Here is a 26,968-nt window from a genome sequence, read left to right as displayed (position 1 = left end):
TTGCTCCCCGTTGTCGCGTAATGCGAAAAAAGGGCGGCCGGGACAGGCGCGACGACGGGAGCAGACACGTGGGCGGGTCCATCTCCGAGGCCACCTTGGTGAAGAGCGGTCGGTCTCCCCTGCCCGCGGCCGGCCCCGCCCCACCGCCCGGCCGGGCGCCACGGCCGGGCCCGGGGCGGATCCGACTCATCTTCACGGCGCTGATGCTCACGCTGCTCCTCGCGGCGCTCGACCAGACGATCGTGGCCACCGCCCTGCCGCGGATCGTGGGCGATCTGCACGGCGTGGACCGGATGTCGTGGGCCGTCACCGCCTACCTGCTCACCTCCACCGTCGTCCTGCCGCTCTACGGCAAGGTCGGTGACCTCCTCGGCCGCAAGACGGTCTTCGTCTTCGCGATCGTCGTCTTCGTCCTCGGCTCGGGACTGGCCGGCTGGTCGCGCACCATGGACCAGCTCATCGCCTTCCGCGCGCTCCAGGGCATCGGCGCCGGCGGACTGCTGATCGGTGTGCAGGCGATCATCGCCGACATCGTCCCGCCCCGGGAGCGCGGCCGCTTCATGGGCGTCATCAGCGCCGCCTTCGGACTGGCCTCCGTGGCCGGGCCGCTGCTGGGCGGCTTCTTCACCGACCACGCCTCCTGGCGCTGGTGCTTCTACATCAACGTGCCCTTCGGGCTGGTCACCCTCGCCGTCGTCCTCAAGGCCCTGGACCTGCCCCGGCCGACCGCCCGCGGCCGGTTCGACGTGCTCGGCGCGCTGCTGCTCACCACCTCCGCCACCTGCCTGGTGCTGCTGACGAGCTGGGGCGGCACCGAGTACGCCTGGACGTCCCGGGTGACCCTCGGGCTCGCCGCCGGGGCGCTCGGAACGGCCCTGCTCTTCCTGGTCGTCGAGCAGTTCGCGGCCGAACCGATCATCCCGCCCCACCTCTTCCGCGACTCCGTCTTCACCGTCACCGGACTGGTCGGCGCGGTGGTCGGCGTCGGCCTCTTCGGCGCGGCAAGCTATCTGCCGACCTTCCTGCAGATGGTCGACGGCGCGGACGCCACCGAGTCCGGGCTGCTGATGCTGCCGATGATGGGCGGGGTCGTGGCCGCCTCCCTTGTCTCGGGCCAACTGGTCAGCCGCACCGGGCACTACAAGCTGCTGCCCGTCCTGGGCTGCGCCCTGTCCGCCGAGGGCATGTACCTGCTCTCGCACCTGGACGCCGGGACCGGACGGCTGGTCTACAGCCTCTGGATGGCCGTCCTCGGCGTCGGCATCGGACTGGCGCTGCCCGTGCTGGTCCTCGCCGTGCAGAACTCCGTCCACCCCGCCGACCTGGGCACCGCCACCAGCGCCAACAACTTCTTTCGGCAGATCGGCGGTTCGGTGGGCGCCGCCGTCTTCGGCACGCTCTTCGCGCACCGGCTGGCCGACCGGCTCGCCGGCGAACTCCCGCGCCGCGGCGGGGTCCCGGACGCCGACTCCCTCACCCCCGGCCTCGTGCACGCGCTGCCCGCGTCGCTGCGGGACGGCTACGTCCGGGCGTACGCGGAGGCCATGCCGCGGATCTTCCTCTACCTCGTGCCGGTGTTCGTCCTCGGCTTCCTGCTCGCCTTCCTGCTGAAGGAGAAACCGCTGGTGTCCCACAACGCCCCCGAAGCGCCCACCATCCCGCCCGCGCGCAGCGAACCGTCCTCGTGCGGTGAACCGCCCCCGCCGCCGCCCGCACCGCTGATCACCGAGCCGGACCCGCCGCGGGACGCATACGTCCCGGACGTCCCGCCCCTCACCGCGGGCGTCCCCGTCACCGGTGCCGTCCAGCACCACGACGGCACCACCGTCCCCCGGGCCGCCCTCACCCTGATCGACGTCCAGGGCCGGCAGATCGGGCGCGGCGCGAGCGGCGACGACGGCCGTTACGCGCTCAGCACCCCCGGCACCGGCTCCTACGTCCTCATCGCCGCGGCCGGCGGCCACCAGCCCCAGGCGGTCACCGTCACCGTCGGCGAACGGCCCGTCGAGCTCGACGTGATCCTCGGCGGCGCCGGCCGGCTCGCCGGAACCGTCCGCACCGCCGACGGCAGCCCGGTCTGCGAGGCGCTGGTGACCCTCACCAATGTGCAGGGCGAGGTCGTCTCCTCCACCAGGACCGGCCACGAGGGCGGCTACGTCATCGGCGAACTCGTGGCCGGCGAGTACACCCTCGCCGCCAGCGCCCCCGCCCACCGCCCCGCCGCCCTCCCCGTCACCGTCCAGTCCGCCCGCGAGACCCGCCAGGACATCGAACTCGCCGGCGGCGCCGTCCTCCGCGGAACCGTCCGCGCCGGCGGCGGCCGTCCCGTCGAGGACGCCCGCGTCACCCTCCTCGACGCCGCCGGGAACGTCGTCGACTCCGCGATCACCGGCGTGGACGGGACCTTCCGCTTCGTCGATCTGCCGGCGGGCGAGTACACGGTGGTCGCGGCGGGCTACCCGCCGGTCGCGACGGTGCTCCAGGTGGCGGGGGGCGGCCGGACGGAGCGGGATCTTCAGGTCGGGCACGCGGATCGGTGAGCGGGGGCCAGCCCCCGCACCCCCTGAGCGCGCCTGCGGCGCGCGGTTTCAGGGGGGATGCGGGGCACCCCCCGCAGAAACGGTGAAAGGGAGGGCCCGGGGCACCCTCACCGAGGCCCCGCCGAGAGCAGCGCCTCCGCGCCGTCGAGCGCTCTCGCCACCGTGAACGCGAAGAAGTCGGCGGCCATCTCCTGCGGCGTGCGCGGGTCCGCGGCCCTGGTCAGGACGTCGCTGCCGGCCGCGGCCAGCCCAGGCTGCTCCGTGTCGTCGTGGTAGGCGCCGAGGACTTCGGTCATCCGGGAGCGGGCCCCCGGGTTGGCCTCCTGTTCGTCCTCGGTGGCGACGAGCATGAAGGCGCTGTTGAGGAGGTACCGGTAGACGAGGGTGGCGTCCTGGCCGAAACCGGCGCGTTGCAGGACGCGCACCCCGCGGTCGATGGCGGGGAGGGCGGCGGGCACGGTGGGGCCGAGCCGTACCAGCCGCCGGGCGGTGCCGGGGTGGCGGCGGAGAACCAGTCGCCCGTCCACCAGGAACGCCTTGAACCACGGGCGCCAGGTGAGTTCGGCGGCGGGCAGGGGCATTTCGGTGACGACACGGTCCGTGACCAGGTCCACGACGGTCTCCCGGTCCCCGACGTGGTGGTAGATCACGCCGGGGTAGACGCCCAGGGCACCGGAGAGCTGCCGGATCGTCCAGCCCTCCAGGCCGTGTTCCCTGGTCAGGTCGAGGGCCGCGGTGATCACTTTCTCGGCGGTGATGGGCGGGAGCCCGGCCGCGGTCCTGGAACGTGAACGCACGGGGTGAGCAGTCATGCCGGGCACTTTAACCCAGCGTCGCGCCCGTGCCGTCGGACGCGGTCGCACGGACGTTCCCGGCACGGTCGCCCGAAAGCCCCTGCGCCGTCCGGTGCTTGACTTTTTCACCCGGGGGAGAGATAAGGTCGCCCTAAGCTCTTGAACGCTGTCTATCAGAGGCGCCGATGACCGCAGAACGTGCTGCACTGAGTTCCCTGCTCCGCCCCGTCCGGCGGCGCCTGACGGTCGCCATCGCCCTGCAGGCGGTCTCGGCGGTGGCCGGTGTCGTGCCCTTCGTCGCGGTGGCCGAGCTGGGCCGGGTGCTGCTCGATGACGACGGGATCGACCACGGCCGGGCGTGGACCGTCACCTGGCTCGGCGTGGCCGGCCTCCTGGTGCGCCTGTTACTCCTGGTGGGCGCGGGCGGCATCACCCACCTCGCCGACAACGATCTGCAACTCGACATCCGCCGCCGCCTGGTGGACCGCCTCGGCCGCCTCCCGCTCGGCTGGTTCTCGGCCCGCAACTCCGGCACCGTCAAGAAGACGCTGCAGGACGACGTGACCGCCATGCACCACCTGGTGGCCCACTCCCTGCTCGAACTCACCGCGGCCGTCGTCGTACCGGTCACCTCGCTGATCTACCTCTTCGCCATCGACTGGCGTATGACGCTGGTGACGATCGCCCCGCTCGTGCTCGGCCTGACGGCCTACCTCTGGACCATGGCCGGGATGAAGACCCAGCTCACCGCCTTCGACGAGGCGATGGGCCGGATCAACGCCAGCGCCGTCGAGTTCGTCCAGGGCATCTCCGTCGTCAAGACCTTCGGCCAGACCCGCCGGGCCCACCGGCGGTTCGCCGAGGCCGCCGACGGCTTCGGGTCCTTCTTCATGACCTGGGTCTCCTCGATGATCCGGCCCCGCGCCGCCTCCGAGATCCTGCTCTCGCCCGTCGTCGTCCTGCTCACCGTGCTCCTCGGCGGCGCCTGCTTCGTCACCGACGGCAGCCTCGACGCCGTCGACCTGCTGCCGTTCACCCTGCTCGGCGTCGGCCTGACCCAGCCGGTGCTCGCCCTCAGCTACGCCACCTACGAACTGCGCACCGCCCGGATGGCCGCCGAGCGCGTCACCGAACTGCTGGAGACGCCCGAACTGCCCGTCCCCGCCACCCCGTCCGTCCCCACCGGACACCGCATCGAGTTCGACGCCGTCCGCTTCTCCTACGACGGCGAGAACGAGGTGCTCAAGGGCATCGACCTCACCCTGGAACCCGGCACGGTGACCGCCCTCGTCGGCGCCTCCGGATCCGGCAAGTCCACCCTGGCCTCCCTGCTGCCCCGGTTCTGGGACGTGACCGGCGGCGCCGTCCGGCTGGGCGGGGTCGACCTGCGCGAGCTCGACCCCGAGGAGCTGTACCGCAGGATCGCCTTCGTCTTCCAGGACGTGCAGCTGCTCCGCGACTCCGTCACCGCCAACATCCGGCTGGCCGGGCCGGACGCCGACCGGGCCACCGTCGAGAAGGCGGCGCGCGGTGCCGCGATCCACGACCGGATCACCCAACTGCCGCGCGGCTACGACTCGGTGGTCGGCGAGGACGCCCGGTTCTCCGGCGGCGAGGCCCAGCGGGTCTCGATCGCCCGGGCCCTGCTGGCCGACACCCCGGTGATCGTGCTCGACGAGGCCACCGTGTTCGCCGACCCCGAGTCGGAGGCCGCGGTGCAGGACGCCCTGACCGAACTGACGCGGGGCAAGACGGTGCTGGTGATCGCGCACCGGCTGGCCACCATCGCGGGCGCCGACCGGATCGTCGTCCTCGACGAGGGACGGATCGCCGAGCAGGGCACCCACGAGCGGCTGATCGAGGCCGACGGGATGTACGCGCGCATGTGGCGGGCGCACGACGCGGCGGCCGTCCGGCAGCCGCAGGCCGCCCTCGCGGTCACGGCCGAGGCAGAGGAGCAGGTCCGATGATCCGTCAACTCTTCGCCGTGGTGGGCCCCGACCAGCGGCCGGTGCTCCGCCGCATGCTCATCGCGCTGTGCGCCGCCGCCGTGCTCCAGGGCGTCGCGTTCGCCCTGCTCGTCCCGGTGCTGCGGGAACTGCTCGGCAGCGACCCCGACCGGGTCTGGCCGTGGATGTGGACGCTGCTCGGCGCGTCCGTCGCCTACGGCGTCGCCCACTACGCCAGCCTGCTCACCGGCTACCAGGCGGGGGCCACCCTCTCGCGGAGCCTGCACCACCGCATCGGTGACCATGTCTCCGGCCTGCCGCTGGGCTGGTTCGGCCCGGAACAGGTCGGCCGCCTCGGGCAGTTGTCCACCCAGAACGTCATGGACATCATGGGCGTCCCGGCCCACCTGCTGCGCCCGCTGCTCACCGGCTTCCTCACCCCGGCCACGGTCGTCGCCCTGATGTTCGTCTTCGACTGGCGCCTCGCCCTGGCCGCCGTCCTCACCGTCCCCTTCATCGTCCTCGTCTACCGGTGGAGCGCCAACCTGGCCCGCAAGGCCGACGAGGTGCGGGACGGGGCGCGCTCCGAGGCCGCCAACCGCATCATCGAGTTCGTCCAGCATCAGTCCGTCCTGCGGGTGTTCGGCCGCGGGCCCGCGGGGCACCGCGCGCTCGGTGCCGCCCTGGAGAACCAGCGCGACCTCGGGCGGAAGGTACTGGTCACCGGGGTGCCGGGGATCATCGGCTTCACGCTGGTGATCCAGGCGGCGTTCACCACGGTCACCGTCGTGGGCACTTACCTGGCGCTCGACGGCGAGCTCTCGGCGGCCAAGCTGCTGGCCGTCCTGGTGCTGGCGGCGCGGTTCGTGGAGCCGATGGCGGAGTCCGCCACCCTGGGCTCCAGCCTGCGGATGGCGCGCAACGCGCTCGACAAGGTGGAGGAGCTGCTGAAGGTCCCGGCGCTGCCGGAGCCGGCCACTCCGCGCACCCCGCAGGGGGCCGGCATCGAGCTGGAGGGGGTGGACTTCGGCTACGACGGCCGGCCGGTGCTGTCCGGGGTGTCCTTCACGGTGCCCGAACGCACCATGACGGCGCTGGTGGGCCCGTCCGGCTCCGGCAAGACCACGATCACCCGGCTCATCGCCCGCTTCTGGGACGTGGACGGGGGCGTGGTGCGGATCGGCGGCACCGACGTCCGCGACATGACCACCGAGGACCTGATGTCCCGGATCTCGATGGTCTTCCAGGACGTCTATCTCTTCGAGGGCACCATCGAGGACAACATCCGGGTCGGCCGGCCGGACGCCGGTGCCGCCGAGGTCCGCGAGGCGGCCCGGCTCGCCCACGTCGACGAGATCGTGCGGCGGCTCCCGCAGGGCTGGGACACCAAGGTCGGCGAGGGCGGCACCGCGCTGTCCGGTGGGGAGCGCCAGCGGGTGTCCATCGCCCGTGCCCTCCTCAAGGACTCCGACATCGTGCTCCTGGACGAGGCCACCGCCGCCCTCGACCCGGAGAACGAACACGCGGTGCAGGCCGCCCTGTCCGCGCTCACCGCCGACCGCACGCTGCTCGTCATCGCCCACCGGATGCAGACGGTCATGGCCGCCGACCAGATCCTCGTCCTCGACGACGGCCGGATCGCCGAGCGGGGCACGCACGACGAACTCGTCGCGCACGGCGGCCGGTACGCGGCCTTCTGGTCCGAGCGCAGCCGGGCGAGGGGCTGGCAGCTGACCGGTGGCGACCGGCCGGGGCAGCACGATCCGCTGCCCACGCACTGACAGAAGGACAGGAGCGTCGCACGCCCCCGCGGATCCGTCCGGACCATGGATCCGCTCCCCATCAATGCTCTGGAGACAGCAAGTCATGCGCAAATGGTTGCCACTGCTGGCGATTTCCCTGAGTACGTTTATGCTGCTGGTGGATGTCACCATCGTCAGCGTCGCGGTGCCGGCCATGGCGAGCGGCCTGGGGTCGTCGTTCGCCTCCCTGCAATGGACCGTCGACATCTATGTGCTGGTGCTGGCCGCCCTGCTGATGGCGGCGGGCTCCGCCTCCGACCGGATCGGCCGCCGCAAGGTCTTCCTGATCGGTCTGGCCGTCTTCGCCCTGGCGTCGCTGGCCTGTGGTCTGGCCCCCGACTCCGGGACGCTGATCGCGGCCCGCGGGGTGCAGGGCATCGGGGCCGCGGCCATGTTCGCCACCAACGCGGCGCTGCTCGGCGCGACGTACGAGGGCCGGGACCGGGGTGTCGCGTTCGGCATCTGGGGCGCGGTCAACGGCGCCGCGGCGGCCCTCGGCCCGGTGCTGGGCGGTCTGCTCACCGAGCATGTGAGCTGGCGGGCCATCTTCCTGGTCAACCTGCCGGTCGCCGCGATCGCCGTGTTCCTCGGCATGCGGGTGCTGTCCGAGTCGCGCAATCCGAAGGCCGGCCGGATCGATGTTCCGGGCACCGTGGCCTTCACGCTCGCCGCCACGCTCCTCATCTACGGTCTCATCCGGGCCGGTGACGACGGCTGGGGCGACACCGCCACGGTCGGGGTGTTCATCGGCGCCGTGCTGGCGCTGATCGTGTTCGTCCTGATCGAGCGCGGCCGGCGGAACCCGATGCTGGACCTGTCGCTGTTCCGGCGCCCGTCCTTCTCGGCCCTGATGATCGGCGCCCTGGTGCTGAACGCGGCCGCGTTCGCCAACCTCGTCTACGTCTCCGTGTGGGCGCAGTCGATCCTCGGCCTGGAGCCGGTGAAGGCGGGCCTGGCGCTGACCCCGCTCAGCGCGGTGACCTTCGTGGTCTCCGGCGCGGCGGGCCGGGCCCTGGCCAATATGGCCCCGCAGATCTCCATCGGCGGCGGCCTGCTGCTGGTGGGCACGGGCACCCTGCTGGACATGCTGCTGGCCGCCGACTCCAGCTGGACCGTGCTGTTGCCGGGGCTGATCGTCACCGGTGTCGGCGTGGGCATGGCCACCCCCGTCCTGGCCTCCGCCGCGCTCCAGGCGGCCCCGCCGGAGAAGGCGGGCATGTCCAGCGGCGCGATGAACACCTTCCGGCAGCTCGGGTTCGCCCTGGGCATCCCGGTGTTCGGCACCGTGCTGACGGACCGTGCCAAGGGCATGCTCTCCGACAGCGGTCACTTCCAGGACCCGGGCGAGGCGGCCAAGGAGCTCACCGGAGGCAAGTCCGGCGAGCTCATCGCCCAGGCCCCGGCCCAGGCGCGGGACGCCGTGGAGCACGTGCTCCGCGAGGCGTTCGCCGCCGGGTTCGACCGGATCTTCCTCGCCGGCGGCATCGTGGCGCTGGTCACCGGGCTGGCCGTCATCGCCCTGGTCCGCAGGCCCCCGGCGCCCGCCCCCGCGGCGGCCGGCGCGGCCGCGGCCCCGGTGACGCAGACCGTCGAATAGCCGCTCCGAGCGTCGTTGCGCCCTCGCCCCCGTGGGGCGGAACGACTTCGGCGGTGCCCCGGTCCGGTGACGGAGAGTTTCCGTCCCGGCCCGGGGCACCGCCCTTGATCCGCCGCCCGCGTTATGTCCGTGTGAATTTTCCGGTACCGGTCCATGTCCACCCACGGAGTGCGATAGCCGGTTGTATCTCATTACCTCGTCCTATTGCGTGACCTACATCTCACGACCGGCTGGTTGACTGCTTTTGACCGAGATATCTACGCTTCTTTTCGTCGGAGCCGGTGCATGGTGTGACCTTTGATCCGTAACGGGGTTTCCGGGGCCACGGGGGAGGGATTGCTTTTGTGTCTGGACGGGGGGCCGTGAGAGTGCCCGTTTGTGTTCTGTCCGGTATTTTTCCTGTTCCCGGCGCCTTTTCCGCGGCGCTGCTCCGGGCGGGCGGCTGCCCATAGGCTGTCCATGGGCGCGACAGGAACCGCCGGCCCGGAGGTGGCGGTCGTCCACTGATTCCTCGTTCCCGGCCCAGAGCGGAACGCAGGTTTTCAGTCAATTATTCAGCCAAAATCAGCCGCACCGGGATTGTTTCCCGGGGGCGGTGCCGTCTTTCCTGTACGGAAGGGAAAACGGTCGTCCCCTCATGTGCGGGCCGATGTGCCCGCGCAGGCGCGACCTGCCTCTTCCAAGAGAAAGACTTCCGGGGGAATGTGCAAGTCAGGGGGAAGCACGCAGTGCGAACACACATGGCAGCAGCAGCCGAGAAATGCGTCCCGACAACGAATAGTAGCGGAATTTCCACCGGATGGGCCACAGTCCCTGAAGGAAACGGCGCGGAACGGTCCGGCAAAAGGTTAGGAAAAGACTGGAAAAACCTTTCCGGGGACCCGTTCGACGAGGCCGACAACTGGCCGATGGTGGGCCGTGAGGCGGACCTCGACGCCATCGGCGCCCTCCTGACCGCCGGCCGAGGAGTACTGCTGGCAGGGGATCACGGCGTGGGCAAGAACCGGCTGGCGCGGGCGGTCCTGGCCCGGATGGCCGGGGCCGGACACGAAGTGCGATGGATCCGCGCCGCCCGCGGCACCCGGGGGATGCCCTACGGAGCGCTCCTGGAATGGCTCGGCCCGGACCTGGTGGACCTGATCGCCGAACCCACCCGGATGGGCGCGGCCGTCGCGGCCCGGATGCGCGAACGCATCGGCGGCGGACTCCTCCTCGGCGTCATCGACGCCCACCTCCTCGACCCCGAATCCGCCGACCTCCTGCACCAGATGGTGGTCGTGGGCCGGGTCAACGTCATCGCCACCATCCACGCGGACGCCGTCGCCCCCGAGGGCGTCAACCGGCTCTGGGTGGAACGGCTGGCCGAACGCTACGAAGTGCGCCCCTTCGACCGCGCCGCGGTCTCGGTGCTGCTGAACGCCGCACTGGGCGGGGCGGTCGAGGAGCGCACGGTGGACCGGATGTACGCGGTCACCCTCGGCAACGCGCTCTTCCTCCGCGAACTCGTCTGCCACGCACTCGCCCAGAACAGCCTCCGCCCGATGGGCCGGGCGTGGCTCTGGACCGGACGGATCAACGCCTCCGGCCGGCTCCTCGAACTGGTCCGGGTCCGGCTCGGCGACCTCGACCCCGAGGAGACGGAACTGGTCGGCCTGGTGGCCCTGGCCGAACCCCTCGTCGCCGACCTGCCGCTGCTCCGGGAGTTCGCCCGCGCCGCCGAATCGCTCAACAAGCGCGGCATCCTCCTCGCCGAGGGCGAGGACCTGCGCCTGCGGCTGGCGTTCCCGCTCTACAGCGAGGTGATCGTGGCGACCATGCCCCCGCTCACCGCGCGCCGGCTGCGCACCCGGCTGGTGGAGGCGATCGAGGAGGCCGGCCCCCGGTTACGCGGCGACCGCATGCGGCTCACCGCGCTGCGCGCCGACGCGGGGCTGCCCGTACCGGCGGCCGAACTGCTGGACGCCGCCCGCGCGGCCGTCGAGCAGTTCGACTTCGTCCTGGCCGAACGGCTCTGCCGGTCGGCCCAGGCCGCGCAGGGCGGCAAGGGACCCGACCACGAGCTGCGGCTGGTCCTGGCCCGGGCCCTCACCGGGCTCGGCAGGCACGACGAGGCGGACGACATCCTCGACGTCGGCGTACCCGGCGTCCCCGACCCCTCGGAGAGCGCGGCCCCCCACTCCGCGCTCCCGGCCGTCGCCCGCGCCGAACTGGTCCGGGCCCGGGCGCTCAACCTCGCCAAGGGCCTGCGCCGGGTCCAGGACGCGCACGACGTCCTGGACGCGGCGCTGGAGACCCTGCCCGCCGAGGACACCGAACGGCTGCACGGCGCCCGGGCGTTGATGTGGACGATGGAGGGCCGGATCACCGAGGTCGCCGACGCCGGTCGGAAACTGCTGCCCTGCGAACCGCCCGAGTCCCGGCTCAAGCAGTCGCTGGTGCCCGCGGTGGCCATCGCCCGCACCGAGCTGGGCGACGCCGCCGGCGCGCTGGAACTCCTCGAACAGTGCGTGCCCGCACTGGACGTGTGGGAGGGCCGGGCGTGGCTCGACCACCAGGTGGCCACCACCATCGCGTCCTTCCTGATGGGCCGGCTCCCGGAGGCGGGCGAGGCGCTGGTGCGGCTGCGCCGCCGCTCGGAACGGGAGGAGTGGACCGCCGGGCTCACCCAGACGGCGATGCTCCAGGCCCGGCTGGACCGGGCGATGGGCCGGCTGCCCCGCGCCCTCGCCCTGCTCCAGAAGTCCGTCACCCTCCAGGGCGACCAGGACCTGTGCCTCCTCTCCCGGTCCTGGACCCTGGCCCGCATCGCCGGCGTGCTCGCCGAGATGGGACACCGGGCCCAGGCGCTGCGCACCCTCGCGGAGGCCCGCACCCTCCAGAAGGGCGACTCCTCCTACCAGCTCGTGGTCGGCGGAGTGGGCACCGAGACCGTCGTGGTGCACGCGTACGCGGGCGACCGGACCGGGGCCGTGCAGCACGCGCTGCGACTGGCCGACCGGTGCGCGGCCGGCGGCTGGACCGCCCGCGAGATGGACAGCCTGCACCTGGCCGCGCGCATCGGTGACCCGGTGGCCGTGGCGGAGCGCGTCGCCCGGCGGGCCCGCGGCGCCACCTCCGGGTATCTGCGGCTCCAGGCCGACCACGTGGCGGCACTGGCCACCGCCGACGCCGAGGCGCTCGCCGAGGTCGGCCAGGGGTTCCGCGCCGCCGGGCTGCTGCCGCTCGCCGCGGAGGCCACGGCCCAGTCGGCCCGCGCCCACCGGGCCGCCGGACGCAGGCGCAGCGCCGCGCGGGGCGAGGAGGCGAGCGCGGAACTCGTCGCGTCCTACGGCGGCCGGCTGCCGCCCTGGGCCGGGCCGTCCGCGCCGTCGCGCTCCGCGGCGGGCCAGGACCTGACGAGCCGGGAACGGGAGATCGCCGTCCTCGCCGCGTCGGGACTGGCGAACCGGGAGATCGCCGCCCAACTGGTGGTCTCCGTGCGGACCATAGAGAATCACCTCCAGCGCGCCTACGGGAAGCTCGGTATCGACAGCCGCGGCGACCTCGCCGAGGCGCTGGCGGCCTGACGGCGGTCTGTGCCCCGGTCCCTCCCTTTCACCGTTTCTTGCAGGGGCTGCGCCCCCGCACCCCCGGTGAGCGCGCCTGCGGCGCGCGTCCTCAATCGCCGGACGGGCTATTCAGCCCGTCCGGCGATTGAGGACCTCGCGGCGAAGCCGCTTTCACGGGGTGCGGGCCCTCCCGCAGAAGCGGTGAAAGGGCGGGACCGGGGCGCCCGTCCCCCCGGCTCAGTAGTAGAGGACGGCCCGGTCCCAGTCCTCGTCGGGCCCGAACAGCCCGCGCGGCTTGAGCACGTCCGGGTCGGACGTGAGCACCGACTCGGGCACCAGGGTGCCGGGGGCGACCCCGACGACCTCGGCCGGCACGTCCAGCCGCCGGGCCACGGCGGCGGCGAGCTCGCCGACGGCCTCCTCCCGCAGGTCGTCGGCGACCTCGAACTGCACCCGCAGTACGCCGGGTTCGGCCCTGGCGCGCCAGAACATCACCTCGTACCGGGCGGGGAGCGAGAAGACGAGGTCCTCCAGCTCGTCCTGGGTCACCCGGCCGGAGCCGACCGGGTAGGCGAAGGCCGACCGGCCGAACACCCGGACCGTGGGCAGGTGCCAGCCGCAGCCGCAGGGCGCGTACGAGACCTCGACGTCGTCCTCCAGGTTGTAGCGGAGCAGCGGCATCGCCTCGCGGTACAGCGGGGTCACCACCAGCTGCCCGCGCCCCTCCTCGGCGATCTCCCCGGTCTCCGGCGACCGCACCTCGAACAGGGCGCGGTCGGCCCACAGATGGAGCCTGCCCTCCGGGCACTGCCCGGCGAGGCTGCCGGTCTCCGTCGACCCGTACTCCTCGACGACCGGCACGCCCCAGATCTCGCCGATGCGCCGGCGCCGCGCCGGGCTCAGCGGCTCGCCGCCGACGAACAGCGCGCGCAGCGCGGGGAAGTCCTTGCCCGGCTGGTGGCCCGCGGCCCGCGCGGCGGCCGCCCACAGCAGCGTCTCCGTCGGGTTCGACCAGGTCAGCGTGACGTTCAGATCGTGCAGCACCCGCACCAGACGGGCGTGCGGCATCGCCGCCGACCGGCTGTCCGCGGGGACCACGGCCGCGCCGTGCGACCGGGCGGCCGCGTGCGCCAGATGACCGGTGATCATCAGGGCGTAGGGGGTGCGCACCAGGAAGGTGTCCTCGGCCGTGATCCCCACCCACTTGCGGGCGTAACGCTCGGCCAGGTCCTCCCAGTCCTCCGCCGTGTAGTAGGAGGCGGTCGGGGTGCCGGAGGTGCCGCTGGACTCGTGGTACGTGGCCAGCTCGGACCGGTCCACGGCCAGCAGCCCGAACGGGTACTGCTCGCGCAGGTCCTGTTTGCGCGTCGGCTCCAGCGTCCGGAACGTCTCCTCGGTCGGGGGAGCGCCGGCGATCCGCCGCGCGTAGAACGGCGACCGCCCGGCCGTGGCGAGCAACCGCGGCAGCCGCGACCGTTGCAGCGCCCGCAGTTCCTCGACGCTGCTCCACTGGCCCATCCGCGGTCGTGGCTCGGACATGGTTCTCCTCAACGGGGTTCCGGGGTGGGGGGTCCCTCTCAGGTGAGCACGCGGCGGCGCCCGCGCGCATGAGTAGGGGCTACTCACGTGCGGTCGCCGGACGGTGACGCGCGGTGGCCCCGGGGTGTGCCCGCGGCCTGCCGGGGGCGGGTCCGTAACACCCCCTCAGGCCGGAGAGTGAGTACCGGCTACTCATGCCCCCGGCCCGCCCGTCGTGGTCCGCTGGAGCAGCGCCGCCGGTGGCGCGGGGCGGCCCCGGGAGGGCCGCCGCGAGGTGTCGGCGGGCCGGGGGAGACCGACGCGGTCGCACAAAGCCCACGAGGTCCCCGAGAGGACCCGAGAAGAGAGGAACGCCCGCCATGAGTCCCACCCAGGGGCAGCACTACTTCGAGACGCAGAGCCGGCCCACGACGCACCCGCTGAGCGTCGCGGCCGCCCTCGCCGGGTCCGGCCTGCACCCGGACCACGTCGTCTACGAGAACGGCGGCAACTGGTCCTACGCGGGCGGCTCCATAGCGGACATCACCCTCGACCGCACCGGCGCCCGGCTGCGCCGGGGCGACCGGCCCGAGGTCCACCTGCCCTGGAGCGAGCGCCCGCTGGAGCTGGTGCGCGAACTCCTGGGACGCGTCGAGGTGCCCGAGTGGCGCGCCTACGGCTGGTCGGCCTTCGAACTGTCCTACGCCAAGGAGGGCAGCCTCGACCACATCGGCGACGGCCCGCTGCTCCGCCTCGTGATCCCCGCCGCCGAGGTCCGCCTCACCGATGGCCACGCCCACTTCCGCGCCGCCGACCAGGAGACCCTGGCCGCGCTCCTGGAGGTGGTGAACACGGCCGGAGAGGCCCCCGAGCGGCAGCCGCGGCCGCTCGACGTCCGCGGCACCGGCGAGGCCGACTACCGCGAGGCCGTCAAACGGGCCGTGGACGACATCAACCAGGGCGAGCTCCACAAGGTGATCCTGTCCCGGGTCGTCGACGTGCCCGACGACATCGACATCGCCGCCACCTACGTGGCCGGCCGCCGGGGCAACAACCCCGCCCGCTCCTTCCTGCTCCGTATGGACGGCCTGGAGGCCGCCGGCTTCAGCCCGGAGATCGTCGTACGCGTCACCGACGACGGCCGCGTCGTCAGCCAGCCGCTCGCCGGCACCCGGGCCCTGACCCCGGACCTGCTCGCCAACGAGCGGCTCCGCAACGACCTGCTGGCCTCCGCCAAGGAGGTCTACGAGCACGCGATCTCCGTGAAGGTCGGCACCGACGAACTCGCCGACGTCTGCGAGCCGGGCTCCGTCGAGGTCCCGGAGTTCATGACGATCCGCGAGCGCGGCAGCGTCCAGCACCTCGCGTCCCGGGTCGCCGGGCAGCTCGCCGAGGGGCGCAGCGCGTGGGACGGCTTCGGCGCCGTCTTCCCGGCCGTGACGGCCTCCGGCGTCCCCAAGGGCCCGGCCTACGAGGTGATCCGCCGCTACGAGCCGGAGACCCGCGGCCTGTACAGCGGGACGGTCATGACCGTGGACCACACCGGCGGGATGGACGCCGCCCTCGTGCTGCGCAGCATCTACCGCCGGGACGGCCGCACCTGGCTGCGGGCCGGCGCCGGGATCGTCGGCCAGTCCACGCCCGAGCGGGAGTACGAGGAGACCTGCGAGAAGCTCGACAGCGTGGCCCGCTACCTGATCCCGAAGGGCGAGTAACGGCAAGGGAGTTCACGGCGGCACGGACAGCGCGGACGACACGGAGAGAACGGGACACATGAAGGTCGACAACATCTACCTCGCGGGCGTGGGCAGCTGCCTGCCCGGCTCGGTGACCACCGAGGAGGCCGTCGCGAAGGGCTGGTACGACGCCGCCGAGCGCGAACGGTCCGGCATGGAGGCCGTGATCGTGGCCGGCGACATGCCCGCCCCCGACATGGCCGTCAACGCGGCCCGGACCGCCCTGGAGCGCTCCGGCCACACGCCGGACGACTTCGGCGCGCTGTTCCACAGCGACACCCACCACCAGGGCCCCGACGGCTGGTCGGCCCCGCACTACGTACTGAAGAACACACTGGACCGGCCGGTGATGGCACTGGAGCTGCGCCAGGGCTGCCTGGGCATGCTCGCCAGCCTGGAACTGGCCGTGCACCGGCTCACCACCCCGGGCACCCCCGACGCCGTGCTGCTGACCACCGGCGACAACTTCTCCACTCCGATGGTGGACCGCTGGACCGCCTCGAAGCTGTTCATCCTCGCCGACGGCGGTGCCGCCGCCGTGGTCTCCCGCCGCGACGGCTTCGCCAAGGTGCTGGCCATCGGCTCGGTCTCCAACCCCGGCATGGAGGAGCTGCACCGCGGCGGCGAGGTGATGTTCCCGCCGGGCATCACCATCGGCCGCTCCCTCAACTTCGAGGAGCGCAGCCAGTTCTGGCGCGACCAGTGGGCCAAGGGCATCACCCCGCCCATGGGCCACTTCGGGGAGAGCGTCGCCGACGCCGCCGAGCGGATGCTCGCCGAGGCCGGCCTCACCATGGACGACATCAGCCGCGTCTGCCACGTCGGCTTCGCCATGGGCCCGCTGAACGACATCTTCCTGGAGCCCCTCGGCATCGGCCTCGACCGGAGCGTCTGGGAGTGCGCCCGCAGGGTCGGCCACACCGGCGCCGCCGACATCTTCGTCGCCCTGGAGGACCTGCACACCTCCGGCCAGGTCGGCCCCGGCGACCGCGTCCTGCTCATCGGAGCCGCCACCGGCATGGAGGCCGGCTGCGCCGTCGTGGAGATCGTGCGATGACCTACGAACGCCCCACCTGGCCCGCCGAGTTCGCCGAGCGCTACCGGCGCGAAGGCCTCTGGCGCGGCGAGACCCTGGACGGCCTGCTGCGCACCTGGGCCGAGCGGTACGCCGGCCGCACCGCCCTGGTGCACGGCGAGCGCCGGTTCACCTATGAGGAACTGGACCGGCGGGCCGACCGGATGGCGGCCGGCTTCCGGCGCCACGGCATCGGGCCCGGCGACCGGGTCGTCCTCCAGCTGCCCAACGTCGCCGAGTTCGTCATCGTCTGCTTCGCGCTGTTCCGCGCGGGCGCCAAGCCGGTGTTCTCCCTGGCCTCGCACCGCGCCAACGAGATCCGCCACCTGTGCGAGCTGTCCGGCGCCGCCGGCTACGTGGTGCCGGGCGAGCACCGCGGCTTCGACCACACCGGGCTCGCGCTGCGGATGCTGGACGACGTCCCGACGCTGCGCCGCGTGTTCGTCATGGACGGGCAGGTGCCCGACGGAGCGGGCGACGCGGTGCTCCCGCTGGCCGCGGTGGACGCCGAGCCCCTGGCCGAGCCCGTCGTCAACGACCCGTCCGACACGGCGTTCTTCCTGCTCTCCGGCGGAACGACCGCCCTGCCCAAGCTGATTCCGCGGACGCACGACGACTACGCCTACCAGACGCGCGCCGCCGCCGAGGTCAACGGCCTCACCGGGGACGACGTCTACCTGGCGGCGCTGCCGGTGGAGTTCAACTTCGCCTGGGGCTGCCCGGGTGTGCTCGGCACCTTCCAGGCCGGCGGCACCGCCGTGCTCGCCGAGGACCCGACGGCCGAGGACTGCTTCGCCCTCGTCGCCGCCGAGCGGGTGACCTTCACCTCGCTGGTGCCCAGCGTGGCCCAGCTGTGGCTGGAGTCCGTCGAGTGGCTGGAGCCGGACCTCACGACCCTGCACACCGTGCAGATCGGCGGGGCCAAGCTCCGGCCGGAGCTCGCCCGCCGGATCGAACCGGCCTTCGGCGCCCGGCTCCAGCAGGTCTTCGGCATGGCCGAGGGACTGCTGTCCTTCACCCGCGCGGAGGACGACCCGGAGACGGTGTGGACCACCCAGGGCACCCCGCTCTCCCCGGCCGACGAGATCCGCGTCGTCGACGAACAGGGCGCCGACGTACCGCCCGGCGGTACCGGTGAGCTCCTGGCCCGCGGCCCGTACACCCTGCGCGGCTACTACCGCGCCGACGAGCACAACAAGCGGGCCTTCACCGACGACGGCTTCTACCGCAGCGGCGACGTCGCCCGGCTGACCGACGGCGGACAGCTGGTCATCGAGGGCCGGATCAAGGACGTCGTCATCCGCGGCGGCGACAAGATCTCGGCCGGAGAGGTCGAGGAACACCTCCTGGCCCTGCCCTCCGTGGCCCGCGCGGCCGTCGTCGCGGCGCCCGACGAGTACCTCGGCGAGCGCATCCACGCCTGGATCGTCCCGGCCGGCGAGGCCCCGAGGCTCCGCGAGGTCAAACAGGCCCTCAGCGCGAGCGGACTGGCCGACTACAAGCTCCCGGACCGGGTCGAGGCCGTCGCCGACTTCCCGCTGACCGGCCTCGGGAAGATCGACAAGAAGGTGCTCTCCGCCGCCGCGGCCGACCCCACCGCCCCGCGGCCCTGGAACGTCGCCCCCGACACCACGTCCTGACCAGAGAGGTTTCCCCCTTCATGCCCACGGAGAACACCGCCCAGGCCGCACCCGGCACGGGCCCCCTCACCGGCGACGACCTCCGCCGCGTCCTCGCGGAGACCATCGGGACGACGCCCGAGGAGATCGAGACCGACGTCAACCTCATCCACCAGGGCCTGAGCTCCCTCCAGATGATGCGCCTGGTCACCCGCTGGCGCCGCGAGGGCCTGGGCGTCGAGTTCCGCGACCTGGCCGCCGACCCCACCGTCGACGCCTGGGAACGCCGGTTCGCCGAGGCCTGGCAGGCCCGCACGGCCGACGGGACGGTGAACGGATGAGCACCGCGCCCAGCACCGGACTGCTGTTCAGGGACGGCTACGTCTACCCCGCCGACGCCGGCGCCCAGGTCCTCGCCAACGGCTCCGTGCTCGTCGTCGGCGACCGGATCGCCGCCGTCGGCACCGCCGCCGACGTCGACGCGGCCGTCGCCGCCCTGGAACCCGCCGTCCGCGACGGACTCCGCACCGTCGACGCCCGCCGCTCGATGATCCTGCCCGGCCTCGTCAACCCGCACTGGCACGAGCTGTTCGCCATGCGCATCCCCTTCAAGGGCGCCCTCCGCCCGCCGCACGACCGCGATGACGTCGCCGCGTTCATGGCCCTCGGCGGCGACCTGCGGCAGATCTCCGTCGTCTTCGACTCGTTCCACGACCAGCTCGACAGCCTCACCCCGGACGAGGCCGAGGCCATCGCCCGCTACTCCATGTGGACCCAGCTGCGCACCGGCGTCACCACGCTCGGCGACGTCGGCTCGTTCAACCGCCCCGACGCCATGGCCGACGCCGCGCTCGGCCTGGGCATCCGCTTCATGGCCAGCACCTGGGCCAGCGACGCGGTCTGCGCCCCCGGCGAGACCCGGTTCCGCCGCACCCGCGACGCAGACGGCGTCCTCGCCGGCGTCCAGGCGCTGCTCGACCGGTGCGCCGCCGACACCAGTGGCCGGCTGCGGGCCCGCCCCTCCGCCGTCTACGGCACCAACATGACCGACGAGCTCGGCCGCGGCTTCGCCGAACTCGTCGAACGGTACGACGTGCCGTTCGCCGCCCACATCGGCGCCCTGCGCAACGAGGCCGAGGTGATGAGCACCTACTTCGGCGCCACCCCGGTCCGCCGGTTCGCCGAACTCGGCCTGGTCACCGACCGGTTGATGTCCGTGCACACCGGCTACGCCGACGAGGAGGAGCGCAAGCTGCTGCTGGCGGCCGGCGCCCACCTCAACCACTCGCCCGCCAAGTACGGCGGCGCCGGCGAGACCACCCTCACCGACACCCGGATGATCCCCGAACTCCGCCGGGCCGGACTGGACGTCTCGCTGTCCACCGACGGCACCGCCCTGCCCATCGGCGGAATGGCCGAGGCCATGCGGGCCGCCTGGCAGATGTTCAACGAGATGTCCGGCGACCCCACCGAGGTCCTGCCCACCGACGCCCTGGCCATGGCCACCCGCATCCCGGCCAAGGGCCTGCGCTGGGACGACGAGATCGGCAGCCTGGAGCCCGGCAAGCAGGCCGACCTCGTCACCATTTCCCTCGACGACTGGCGCTACCTGCTCAACCCCCGCCCGCTGGAGAGCTTCCTCGCGCTGGGCGGCTCCATGGACATCGACACCGTGGTCGTCGCCGGCGAGGTGCTCCTGGAGGGCGGCCGGTCCACGCGCCTCGACGAGCGGCAGCTCAAGGACGACTACCTCGAAGCGCTCGGCTCCTTCTCGGTACGGAGCCTGGGCATCGCCCCGGACGTGGTCCAGGGCCTGCTGGCGAAGGAGACGACACGATGAGCACGCTGTACGGACTGCGCGGCACCGCGCTGGTCACCGGCGCCGCGGGCGGCATCGGCGAGGCCGTGGTCCGCGCCCTGGCCGCCGAGGGCGTCGCCGTAGCCCTCGTCGACCGGGAGAAGGACGTCCTGGGGGCCCTGGCCGCGGAACTGACCGCCGCGGGCCACCGGGTCCTCGCCCTGCCCGCCGACGTCACCTCCGGCAGCGAGGTCGAGGCGGCCGTCGACACCGCCGAGCGCGAACTCGGGCCCATCGACCACCTCGTCAACGGCGCCGGCATCCTGCGCTCGGGCAGCGTCCGCGACCTCACCGAGGACGACTGGAACGCCGTTCTGGGCGTCAACGCCACCGGCGTCTTCCACGTCAGCCGCGCCGTCGCCGACCGCATGGCCCCCCGCCGCTCCGGGGCGATCGTCACCGTGGCCTCCAACGCCGGCCGCACCCCCCGTATGAACCTGGCCGCCTACGCGGCCTCCAAGGCGGCGGCGAGCATGTTCACCGCCTGCCTCGGGCTGGAGCTCGCCGAGTACGGCATCCGGTGCAACGTGGTGGGCCCCGGCTCCACCGACACCGCCATGCTCACCGCCCTCTGGGACGACGCGGACGCCGCCCGGGCCCACTCGGTCGACGGCGTCGCCGAGGAGTACCGCCTCGGCATCCCCCTCAGGAAGGTGGCCCGCCCCGAGGACATCGCCGACTCGGTGCTGTTCCTGCTCTCCGACCGCGCCGCGCACATCACCCTGCACCACCTCACCGTCGACGGCGGAGCCACGCTCGGCGTCTGACGCCACCGCCGCACCGACGCCTCCCCCTCGAAAGGACGACCTGTGGCCATCCCGGCGATAGCCCCGTACCCCATGCCGGCCGCGGACTCCCTTCCGGAGAACACCGCGGACTGGACGATCGACCCGCGGCGCGCGGTCCTGCTCGTCCACGACATGCAGAACTACTTCGTGCGGCCGTTCCCCGCCGGACAGTCCCCCACCACCGAGCTCGTCGCCAACGTCACGGCCCTGCGCGAGCGCTGGGCGGCCGTCGGCGCACCCGTGGTCTACACGGCACAGCCCGGTGCGATGACCGACGGGCAGCGCGGCCTGCTCAAGGACATCTGGGGTGCCGGGATGCCCGCGGGGGAGGAGCACCGGGCGGTCATCCCCGAGGTGGCCCCCCGGGAGGGCGACGTCGTGCTCACCAAGTGGCGCCCCTCCGCCTTCTGCCGCACCGGACTACTGGACCTGATGCAGCGTCAGAACCGTGATCAGCTGGTGATCTGCGGCGTCTACGCCCACGTCGGCATCCTGATGTCCGCGCACGAGGCGTTCTCGAACGACATCGAGACCTTCGTCATCGCCGACGCCGTCGCCGACTTCACCGCCGAGTACCACCGCATGACCCTGGAGTACGTCGCGACGCGCTGCGCCGTGACCCTCCCCACCGCCGCCGCGCTCGCCGCCGTCACGCCGGAGCGGGTCGCGTGACCGCCCGGGAGCTGCTGGCGCGGGTGACCGGCCCGACGCCCCCGGACTTCGCCCTGCTGCACCGCGGCGGGGCGGCCGGCGGCGACCGGATCGACCTCCTCGTCGGCGAGACCACCGAGGTGGAGACCGTCGCCGACATCCCGCTGCCGCCGCCCGGCGGCCGGGACCGGCACGAGGTGCTGGCCGTCCTCCCGTACCGGCAGATCCGCGAACGCGGCTACGACTGCCCCGACGACGGCGCGCCGCTGCTGGCGATGACCGTCACCGGGCAGGCCGTGCTCTCCCGCGCGGAAGCGCTCGACGCGCTGCCCGACGGCCCCATCGACCTGCGCGGCGGCGACTTCGACCTCGACGACGAGCAGTACGCCGCCACCGTACGGAAGATCATCGACGAGGAGATCGGCCGCGGCAACGGCGCGAACTTCGTCATCAAGCGGTCCTTCGTCGCGGAGATCGGCGGCTGGTCCGTCGCCACCGCCCTCGCCTTCTTCCGCCGGCTGCTGGGCGGCGAGCCCGGCGCCTACTGGACGTTCGTCATCCACACCGGCGGCCGCACCTTCGTCGGCGCCTCGCCCGAGCGCCACGTCAGCCTCGACCGCGGCACCGTGGTGATGAATCCCATCAGCGGCACCTACCGCTACCCGCCGCAGGGCCCCACCCCCGCCGGCGTCCTGGAGTTCCTCTCCGACACCAAGGAGGCCAACGAGCTGTACATGGTGCTCGACGAGGAGCTGAAGATGATGGGCCGCCTCTGCGAGGGCGGCGGCCGGGTCGTGGGCCCCTACCTCAAGGAGATGGCCCGCGTCGCCCACACCGAGTACCTCATCGAGGGCCACAGCCGGCTGGACGCCCGGGACATCCTCCGCGGCACCCTGTTCGCCCCCACCGTCACCGGCAGCCCGCTGGAGAGCGCCTGCCATGTGATCAGCGAGTACGAGCCCGGGGGACGCGGCTACTACGCGGGCGTCGTCGCCCTGTTCGGCCGCGACGCGGACGGCGGCCGGGCCCTGGACTCGGCCATCCTCATCCGCACCGCGGACGTCGACGCCGGCGGCCGGATGACCCTCTCCGTCGGCTCCACCCTCGTCCGCGACTCCACCCCCGCCTCGGAGGCGGCCGAGACCCGCGCCAAGGCGGCGGGACTGCTCGCCGCACTGCGCGGCGAGAGCCGCCCCGGCGGCGGGACCGCCGCGGCCGGCGCCCTCGGCGACGACCCCGAGGTCCGCCGCGTGCTGGCCGAACGGAACACCCCGCTGGCCGACTTCTGGCTCGCGGACCCCGCCGGGCGGGTCCGCGCCCTGCCCGCCCTCGCCGGCCGCAGCGTGCTGGTGCTCGACGCCGAGGACACCTTCACGGCGATGGCCCACCACATGCTCGCCTCCCACGGACTCGACGTCACCGTGCGCCGGTTCGACGAGGACTACCGGCTCGACGGCCACGACCTGGTCGTCGTGGGCCCGGGACCCGGCGACCCCCGCGACGCCACCCACCCCAAGATCCGGCACATCCGCGAGGTGGCCCGCCGGCTGCTCGCGGGCGACCGGCCCTTCCTCGCCGTCTGCCTGGGCCACCAGGTGCTCAGCACCGTGCTCGGCCTGGACATCGTCCGCCGCGACGTCCCCAACCAGGGCGTCCAGCGGAAGATCGAGGCGTTCGGCCGGACCGAACTCGTGGGCTTCTACAACACCTTCGCCGCCTCCTGCCCGACGGACATCTTCCCCTGTCCCGAGCGCGGCGGCACGGTCCACGTCCACCGCGACCCGGAGAACGACGAGGTCCACGCCCTGCGCGGCCCCGGATTCGCCTCGGTGCAGTTCCACCCGGCGTCCGTCCTGACCCGCAACGGCGTCGAGTTCCTGGGCACGGTGATGAGCGAGCTGATGGCAGGGCACCGAACGCGGCACCACCCCGCACCCCCTTCGATCCGGTTCACTTCCGAGCAGAATCACGAGGCCACGACATGAACTTCCGCCCGACCGATCCGACGGCCGGCGCGGCCGAGCGGAGCCGGCAGCCGGACGGCTGGCGTTCGCTCCCCGCCGCCCAGCAGCCCACCTGGCCGGACGCCGCGGCCCTCGCCGGCGTCACCAGGGAACTGGCCGGCCTCCCGCCGCTCGTCTTCGCCGGCGAGGCCGAACGGCTCAAGCAGCGGCTGGCCGACGTCGCCCGCGGCGAGGCGTTCCTGCTCCAGGGCGGCGACTGCGCCGAGACCTTCGACGCCGTCTCCGACGACGCCGTCCACCGCAAGCTCAGCACCCTCCTCCAGATGTCCGCCGTGCTGACCTACGCCGCGGCCATGCCCATCGTCAAGGTGGGCCGGCTCGCCGGCCAGTACGCCAAGCCGCGCTCCAAGCCGGACGAGACCCGCGACGGCGTCACCCTCCCCGTCTACCGCGGCGACGCAGTCAACGGCTTCGACTTCACCGAGGCGGCACGGATCCCCGACCCCGCCCGGCTGCTCCAGATGTACCAGGCGTCCGCCAACACCCTGAACCTCGTCCGGGCGTTCACCGCGGGTGGCTACGCGAGCCTCAGCCAGGTCCACGAGTGGAACCGGGACTTCGTCGCCGGATCCCCCGCGGGCCGCCGCTACGAGCGGCTGGCCGACGGCATCGACCAGGCCCTCGGCTTCATGCGGGCCACCGGCGGCCGCCCCCAGGACTTCGACGACGCCGAGTTCTACGTCTCCCACGAGGGCCTGCTGCTCGACTACGAGGCCGCCCTCACCCGCGTCGACGCCCGCACCGGCGCCCGGTACGCCGCCTCCGGCCACATGCTCTGGATCGGCGAGCGCACCCGGGACCTGGACGGCGCCCACGTCGAGTACTTCTCCCGGATCAGCAACCCCGTCGCCGTCAAGCTCGGCCCCACCACCACCCCCGACGTGGCACTGCGGCTCATCGAACGGCTCGACCCCCAACAGGAGCCCGGACGGCTCTCGTTCATCATCCGCATGGGCGCCGGCAAGGTCCGCGACGTCCTCCCCGGCCTCGTCGAGAAGGTCACCGCCTCCGGCGCCCGGGTCGCCTGGATCTGCGACCCGATGCACGGCAACACCATGGAGGCCCCCTCCGGCCACAAGACCCGGCGCTTCGACGACGTCCTGGAGGAGGTCCGCGGCTTCTTCGAGGTCCACAAGGCCCTCGGCACCCACGCCGGCGGCATCCACGTCGAACTCACCGGCGACGACGTCACCGAATGCGTCGGCGGCGGCCACAACCTCGACTTCGACGGCCTGCACGCGCGCTACGAGTCGGTCTGCGACCCGCGCCTCAACCGCAGCCAGTCCCTGGACCTCGCCTTCCTGCTCGCCGAGGTCATGAACGAGACCCGGGCCGCCGTGCGGCCCGAGGCCGAGCTGGGCCCCCTGGGCGCCGGCATGTACGCACCGGCCACCCTGGCCGGCTGAGACAGGAACGGGCCACACACCGTCATGAGAACGCCACCCTCCCCCCACACCGGGCTCACCGGGACCGACCCGGACCGCCGCGCCGTGGAGACGGCGCGCGGCCCGGCCGTGGACGCGGCGGAGGCCGCGGGACACGGCCACCCCGGCACGGCCATGAGCCCCGCCCCCGCTGACGGCGTGGGCCGCGGCGGCTACGTCCTCGCCGAGGCCACCGGCGGCAGCCCCGCCGTGGTGCTCGTCGCGACCGGCGGCGAGATCCGCATCGCCCTCGACGCCCGCGAGATCCTCCAGGACGAGGGCATCCCGACCCGCGTGGTGTCGATGCCCTGCCCGGAGTGGTTCGAGGAGCAGGGCCGGGAGTACCGGGATGCGGTCCTCCCGCCCGGCGTCCGGGCCCGCGTCTCCGTCGGGGCCGGTACGGCCATCGGCTGGTACCGGCTGCTCGGCGAACTCGGCGAGGCCGTCAGCCTGGAGCGGTTCGGCGCCTCCGCGCCCTACAGCACGCTCTACGAGCAGGACGGGCTGACCGCCCAGCGCGTCGCGGCCGCCGCCCGGGCCGCCGCGGCCCGCGACGGCGACGGCGACGGTGACGACAAAAGCGACGGCGTCGGCGTCGGTGACGGCGACGGCGACGGCCGGAAGGACCGCGCGTGATCACGCGAGACACCGGCCTGACGGCCCGCATCCCCGGCTCCAAGAGCTGCACCAACCGCGCCCTGCTCCTGGCCGCCGCGGCCCCCGGCACCAGCGCCGTGCGGGCCCCGCTCGTCAGCGACGACACCCTCACCTTCCGGGACGCGCTGGCCGCCCTCGGGGCCGGGGTGAGCGCCACCCCCAACGACGAGTGCTGGGAGATCACCGGCCTCGGCCGCGGCCCGGCCGTCGGCGCCCGCGTCTGGTGCGCCGACGCGGGCACCGCGGCCCGCTTCCTCCCGCCCTTCGCGGCCACCGGCACCGGGGAGTTCGTCTTCGACGGCTCCGGCCAGTTGCGCGCCCGGCCGCTGTGGCCGCTCGCCGACGCCCTGGTCGGCCTCGGCGCCCGCGTCCGCACCGCGGCCGGGGAGGACGCCCTCATCCGGGTCACCGCCCAGGGCCTCGACGGCGGCGAGATCGGCCTGGACTCCTCGCTCAGCAGCCAGTACCTGAGCGGGCTGCTCATGGCGGCCCCGCTGATGCGCACCCCGCTCGTCGTCCGCGTCCACCGGCTCGTCAGCCGCCCCTACATCGACATGACGCTGGGTCTGATGCGGCGCTTCGGCGCCGACGTCACCGAGGACGCGGACGGCCGCATCGAGGTCCGGCCCGGTACCTACACCCCCGTCGACCTGGTCATCGAACCGGACGCGTCCACCGCCTCGTACGTCTTCGCGGCCGCCGCCGTCACCGGCCGGACCGTCACCGTCCCCGGCCTCGGCACCGGCAGCCTCCAGGGCGACCTCCGCTTCGCCGACGTGCTGCGGCGGACCGGCGCGGACGTGCGCATCGGCGTGAGCAGCACGACGGTCACCGGAACCGGCCGGCTCCGCGGCGGGTTCTCGGTCGACATGGGGGAGATCTCGGACACCTTCATGACGCTGGCCGCCATCGCCCCGCTCGCCGACGCGCCGATCACCATCACCGGCGTCGCCCACGCCCGGCTCAAGGAGTCCGACCGTATCTCCGCCGTCGCCGGCAACCTGCGCGCCTGCGGCATCCGCGCCGAGGAGGGCCCGGACTGGATCACCGTCCACCCCGGCGTCCCCCTGCCGGTGCGCGTCGCCTGCCACCGCGACCACCGGATCGCCATGGCCTTCTCCGTCCTCGGCCTGGGCGCCCCCGGCGTGATCGCCCTGGACGACCCCGGCTGCGTCGGCAAGACCTTCCCCGGCTTCCACAACGAGATGCGCCGGCTTTTCCCCGCGTACGAACTCCCGGTCCCGGGGGTCGGCGCGTGGCCGTGACGACGACCGGACCCGCCCTCACCACCACGATGACGCTTGAGGAGTTCCGTTGAGCAGGTTGCGCTGGCTGACGGCCGGGGAGTCACACGGTCCGGCCCTGGTGGCGACGCTGGAGGGGCTGCC

18 protein-coding genes are annotated in these 26,968 nt (G+C 73.2%); 16 read left to right on the top strand and 2 right to left on the bottom strand.

All coding sequences use genetic code 11. The annotated features are described in order from the left end of the window. Nucleotides 1-80: 80 nt before the first annotated feature. A complete protein-coding gene (locus tag HN013_RS21090; protein ID WP_398980436.1) occupies nucleotides 81-2,540 on the top strand; it encodes an MFS transporter in 2,460 nt (819 codons plus the stop codon). A gap of 107 nt (nucleotides 2,541-2,647) precedes the next feature. Here the strand turns inward: HN013_RS21090 and HN013_RS21085 are convergent, their stop codons facing one another. Then, nucleotides 2,648-3,352, bottom strand: coding sequence for a TetR/AcrR family transcriptional regulator (locus tag HN013_RS21085; protein ID WP_171168512.1), 705 nt, complete (start codon nucleotides 3,350-3,352; stop codon nucleotides 2,648-2,650). A 167-nt stretch (nucleotides 3,353-3,519) separates the two neighbouring features. Between HN013_RS21085 and HN013_RS21080 the strand changes: the two genes are divergently transcribed. The 4 genes from HN013_RS21080 to HN013_RS21065 all read left to right on the top strand — a co-directional run bounded on the left by HN013_RS21080 (nucleotide 3,520) and on the right by HN013_RS21065 (nucleotide 12,248). Beyond that, nucleotides 3,520-5,304 carry an ABC transporter ATP-binding protein gene (locus HN013_RS21080; protein ID WP_171168509.1) on the top strand — a complete coding sequence of 595 codons (1,785 nt, stop codon included), beginning with the start codon at nucleotides 3,520-3,522 and terminating at the stop codon, nucleotides 5,302-5,304. After that, a complete protein-coding gene (locus tag HN013_RS21075) occupies nucleotides 5,301-7,064 on the top strand; it encodes an ABC transporter ATP-binding protein (RefSeq protein ID WP_171168507.1) in 1,764 nt (587 codons plus the stop codon). Before HN013_RS21080 ends, HN013_RS21075 begins: the two co-directional genes overlap by 4 nt. A gap of 85 nt (nucleotides 7,065-7,149) precedes the next feature. Then, the gene (locus HN013_RS21070; protein WP_212764626.1) at nucleotides 7,150-8,682 is read left to right on the top strand and encodes an MFS transporter; all 1,533 of its coding nucleotides are present in this window, start codon (nucleotides 7,150-7,152) and stop codon (nucleotides 8,680-8,682) included. Between the two features lie 908 nt (nucleotides 8,683-9,590). Beyond that, on the top strand, nucleotides 9,591-12,248 hold the full coding sequence (locus tag HN013_RS21065; protein WP_171168503.1) for a LuxR C-terminal-related transcriptional regulator: 2,658 nt from the start codon (nucleotides 9,591-9,593) through the stop codon (nucleotides 12,246-12,248). Between the two features lie 219 nt (nucleotides 12,249-12,467). Here the strand turns inward: HN013_RS21065 and HN013_RS21060 are convergent, their stop codons facing one another. Continuing rightward, a complete protein-coding gene (locus HN013_RS21060) occupies nucleotides 12,468-13,769 on the bottom strand; it encodes a phenylacetate--CoA ligase family protein (protein WP_171168501.1) in 1,302 nt (433 codons plus the stop codon). Between the two features lie 359 nt (nucleotides 13,770-14,128). Between HN013_RS21060 and HN013_RS21055 the strand changes: the two genes are divergently transcribed. Genes HN013_RS21055 through aroA form a run of 11 tightly spaced genes read left to right on the top strand, consistent with a single transcriptional unit; the run spans nucleotide 14,129 to nucleotide 26,845 of the window. Next, nucleotides 14,129-15,463 carry a salicylate synthase gene (locus HN013_RS21055; protein WP_171168499.1) on the top strand — a complete coding sequence of 445 codons (1,335 nt, stop codon included), beginning with the start codon at nucleotides 14,129-14,131 and terminating at the stop codon, nucleotides 15,461-15,463. Between the two features lie 58 nt (nucleotides 15,464-15,521). Beyond that, nucleotides 15,522-16,541, top strand: coding sequence for a ketoacyl-ACP synthase III family protein (locus tag HN013_RS21050; RefSeq protein WP_171168497.1), 1,020 nt, complete (start codon nucleotides 15,522-15,524; stop codon nucleotides 16,539-16,541). Then, entirely contained in the window at nucleotides 16,538-18,199 is a 1,662-nt protein-coding gene (locus HN013_RS21045; RefSeq protein ID WP_171168495.1) for a (2,3-dihydroxybenzoyl)adenylate synthase, read from the top strand. Before HN013_RS21050 ends, HN013_RS21045 begins: the two co-directional genes overlap by 4 nt. 20 nt (nucleotides 18,200-18,219) lie before the next feature. Next, complete coding sequence (locus HN013_RS21040) at nucleotides 18,220-18,519, top strand: phosphopantetheine-binding protein (protein ID WP_171168494.1); 300 nt, start codon at nucleotides 18,220-18,222, stop codon at nucleotides 18,517-18,519. Further along, a complete protein-coding gene (locus tag HN013_RS21035; RefSeq protein ID WP_171168492.1) occupies nucleotides 18,516-20,018 on the top strand; it encodes an amidohydrolase family protein in 1,503 nt (500 codons plus the stop codon). Before HN013_RS21040 ends, HN013_RS21035 begins: the two co-directional genes overlap by 4 nt. Continuing rightward, on the top strand, nucleotides 20,015-20,803 hold the full coding sequence (locus HN013_RS21030) for a 2,3-dihydro-2,3-dihydroxybenzoate dehydrogenase (RefSeq protein WP_171168485.1): 789 nt from the start codon (nucleotides 20,015-20,017) through the stop codon (nucleotides 20,801-20,803). The genes HN013_RS21035 and HN013_RS21030 overlap by 4 nt, the downstream gene beginning before the upstream one ends. Before the next feature lie 42 nt (nucleotides 20,804-20,845). Beyond that, on the top strand, nucleotides 20,846-21,496 hold the full coding sequence (locus HN013_RS21025) for an isochorismatase family protein (protein WP_171168483.1): 651 nt from the start codon (nucleotides 20,846-20,848) through the stop codon (nucleotides 21,494-21,496). Continuing rightward, a complete protein-coding gene (locus tag HN013_RS21020) occupies nucleotides 21,493-23,460 on the top strand; it encodes an anthranilate synthase family protein (RefSeq protein ID WP_171168481.1) in 1,968 nt (655 codons plus the stop codon). The genes HN013_RS21025 and HN013_RS21020 overlap by 4 nt, the downstream gene beginning before the upstream one ends. Next, nucleotides 23,457-24,905, top strand: coding sequence for a class II 3-deoxy-7-phosphoheptulonate synthase (locus tag HN013_RS21015; protein WP_171168478.1), 1,449 nt, complete (start codon nucleotides 23,457-23,459; stop codon nucleotides 24,903-24,905). The genes HN013_RS21020 and HN013_RS21015 overlap by 4 nt, the downstream gene beginning before the upstream one ends. 24 nt (nucleotides 24,906-24,929) lie before the next feature. Further along, nucleotides 24,930-25,559 carry a transketolase-like TK C-terminal-containing protein gene (locus HN013_RS21010; protein WP_171168476.1) on the top strand — a complete coding sequence of 210 codons (630 nt, stop codon included), beginning with the start codon at nucleotides 24,930-24,932 and terminating at the stop codon, nucleotides 25,557-25,559. Continuing rightward, nucleotides 25,559-26,845 (top strand): 3-phosphoshikimate 1-carboxyvinyltransferase, encoded by a 1,287-nt coding sequence (gene aroA / locus HN013_RS21005; protein WP_312018674.1) that lies wholly within the window; start codon nucleotides 25,559-25,561, stop codon nucleotides 26,843-26,845. Before HN013_RS21010 ends, aroA begins: the two co-directional genes overlap by 1 nt. Nucleotides 26,846-26,968 lie beyond the last annotated feature (123 nt).

The sequence above is a fragment of the Streptomyces sp. I05A-00742 genome, assembly GCF_013055795.1.
GTDB lineage: Bacteria > Actinomycetota > Actinomycetes > Streptomycetales > Streptomycetaceae > Streptomyces.
This window is presented reverse-complemented; position numbering and strand designations above follow the sequence as displayed.

Coding starts and splice junctions, on each gene's coding strand:
- HN013_RS21085 (WP_171168512.1), bottom strand. CDS start 3,352: ATGACTGCTCACCCCGTGCGTTCACGTTCCAGGACCGCGGCCGGGCTC.
- HN013_RS21080 (WP_171168509.1), top strand. CDS start 3,520: ATGACCGCAGAACGTGCTGCACTGAGTTCCCTGCTCCGCCCCGTCCGG.
- HN013_RS21075 (WP_171168507.1), top strand. CDS start 5,301: ATGATCCGTCAACTCTTCGCCGTGGTGGGCCCCGACCAGCGGCCGGTG.
- HN013_RS21070 (WP_212764626.1), top strand. CDS start 7,150: ATGCGCAAATGGTTGCCACTGCTGGCGATTTCCCTGAGTACGTTTATG.
- HN013_RS21065 (WP_171168503.1), top strand. CDS start 9,591: ATGGTGGGCCGTGAGGCGGACCTCGACGCCATCGGCGCCCTCCTGACC.
- HN013_RS21060 (WP_171168501.1), bottom strand. CDS start 13,769: ATGTCCGAGCCACGACCGCGGATGGGCCAGTGGAGCAGCGTCGAGGAA.
- HN013_RS21055 (WP_171168499.1), top strand. CDS start 14,129: ATGAGTCCCACCCAGGGGCAGCACTACTTCGAGACGCAGAGCCGGCCC.
- HN013_RS21050 (WP_171168497.1), top strand. CDS start 15,522: ATGAAGGTCGACAACATCTACCTCGCGGGCGTGGGCAGCTGCCTGCCC.
- HN013_RS21045 (WP_171168495.1), top strand. CDS start 16,538: ATGACCTACGAACGCCCCACCTGGCCCGCCGAGTTCGCCGAGCGCTAC.
- HN013_RS21040 (WP_171168494.1), top strand. CDS start 18,220: ATGCCCACGGAGAACACCGCCCAGGCCGCACCCGGCACGGGCCCCCTC.
- HN013_RS21035 (WP_171168492.1), top strand. CDS start 18,516: ATGAGCACCGCGCCCAGCACCGGACTGCTGTTCAGGGACGGCTACGTC.
- HN013_RS21030 (WP_171168485.1), top strand. CDS start 20,015: ATGAGCACGCTGTACGGACTGCGCGGCACCGCGCTGGTCACCGGCGCC.
- HN013_RS21015 (WP_171168478.1), top strand. CDS start 23,457: ATGAACTTCCGCCCGACCGATCCGACGGCCGGCGCGGCCGAGCGGAGC.
- HN013_RS21010 (WP_171168476.1), top strand. CDS start 24,930: ATGAGAACGCCACCCTCCCCCCACACCGGGCTCACCGGGACCGACCCG.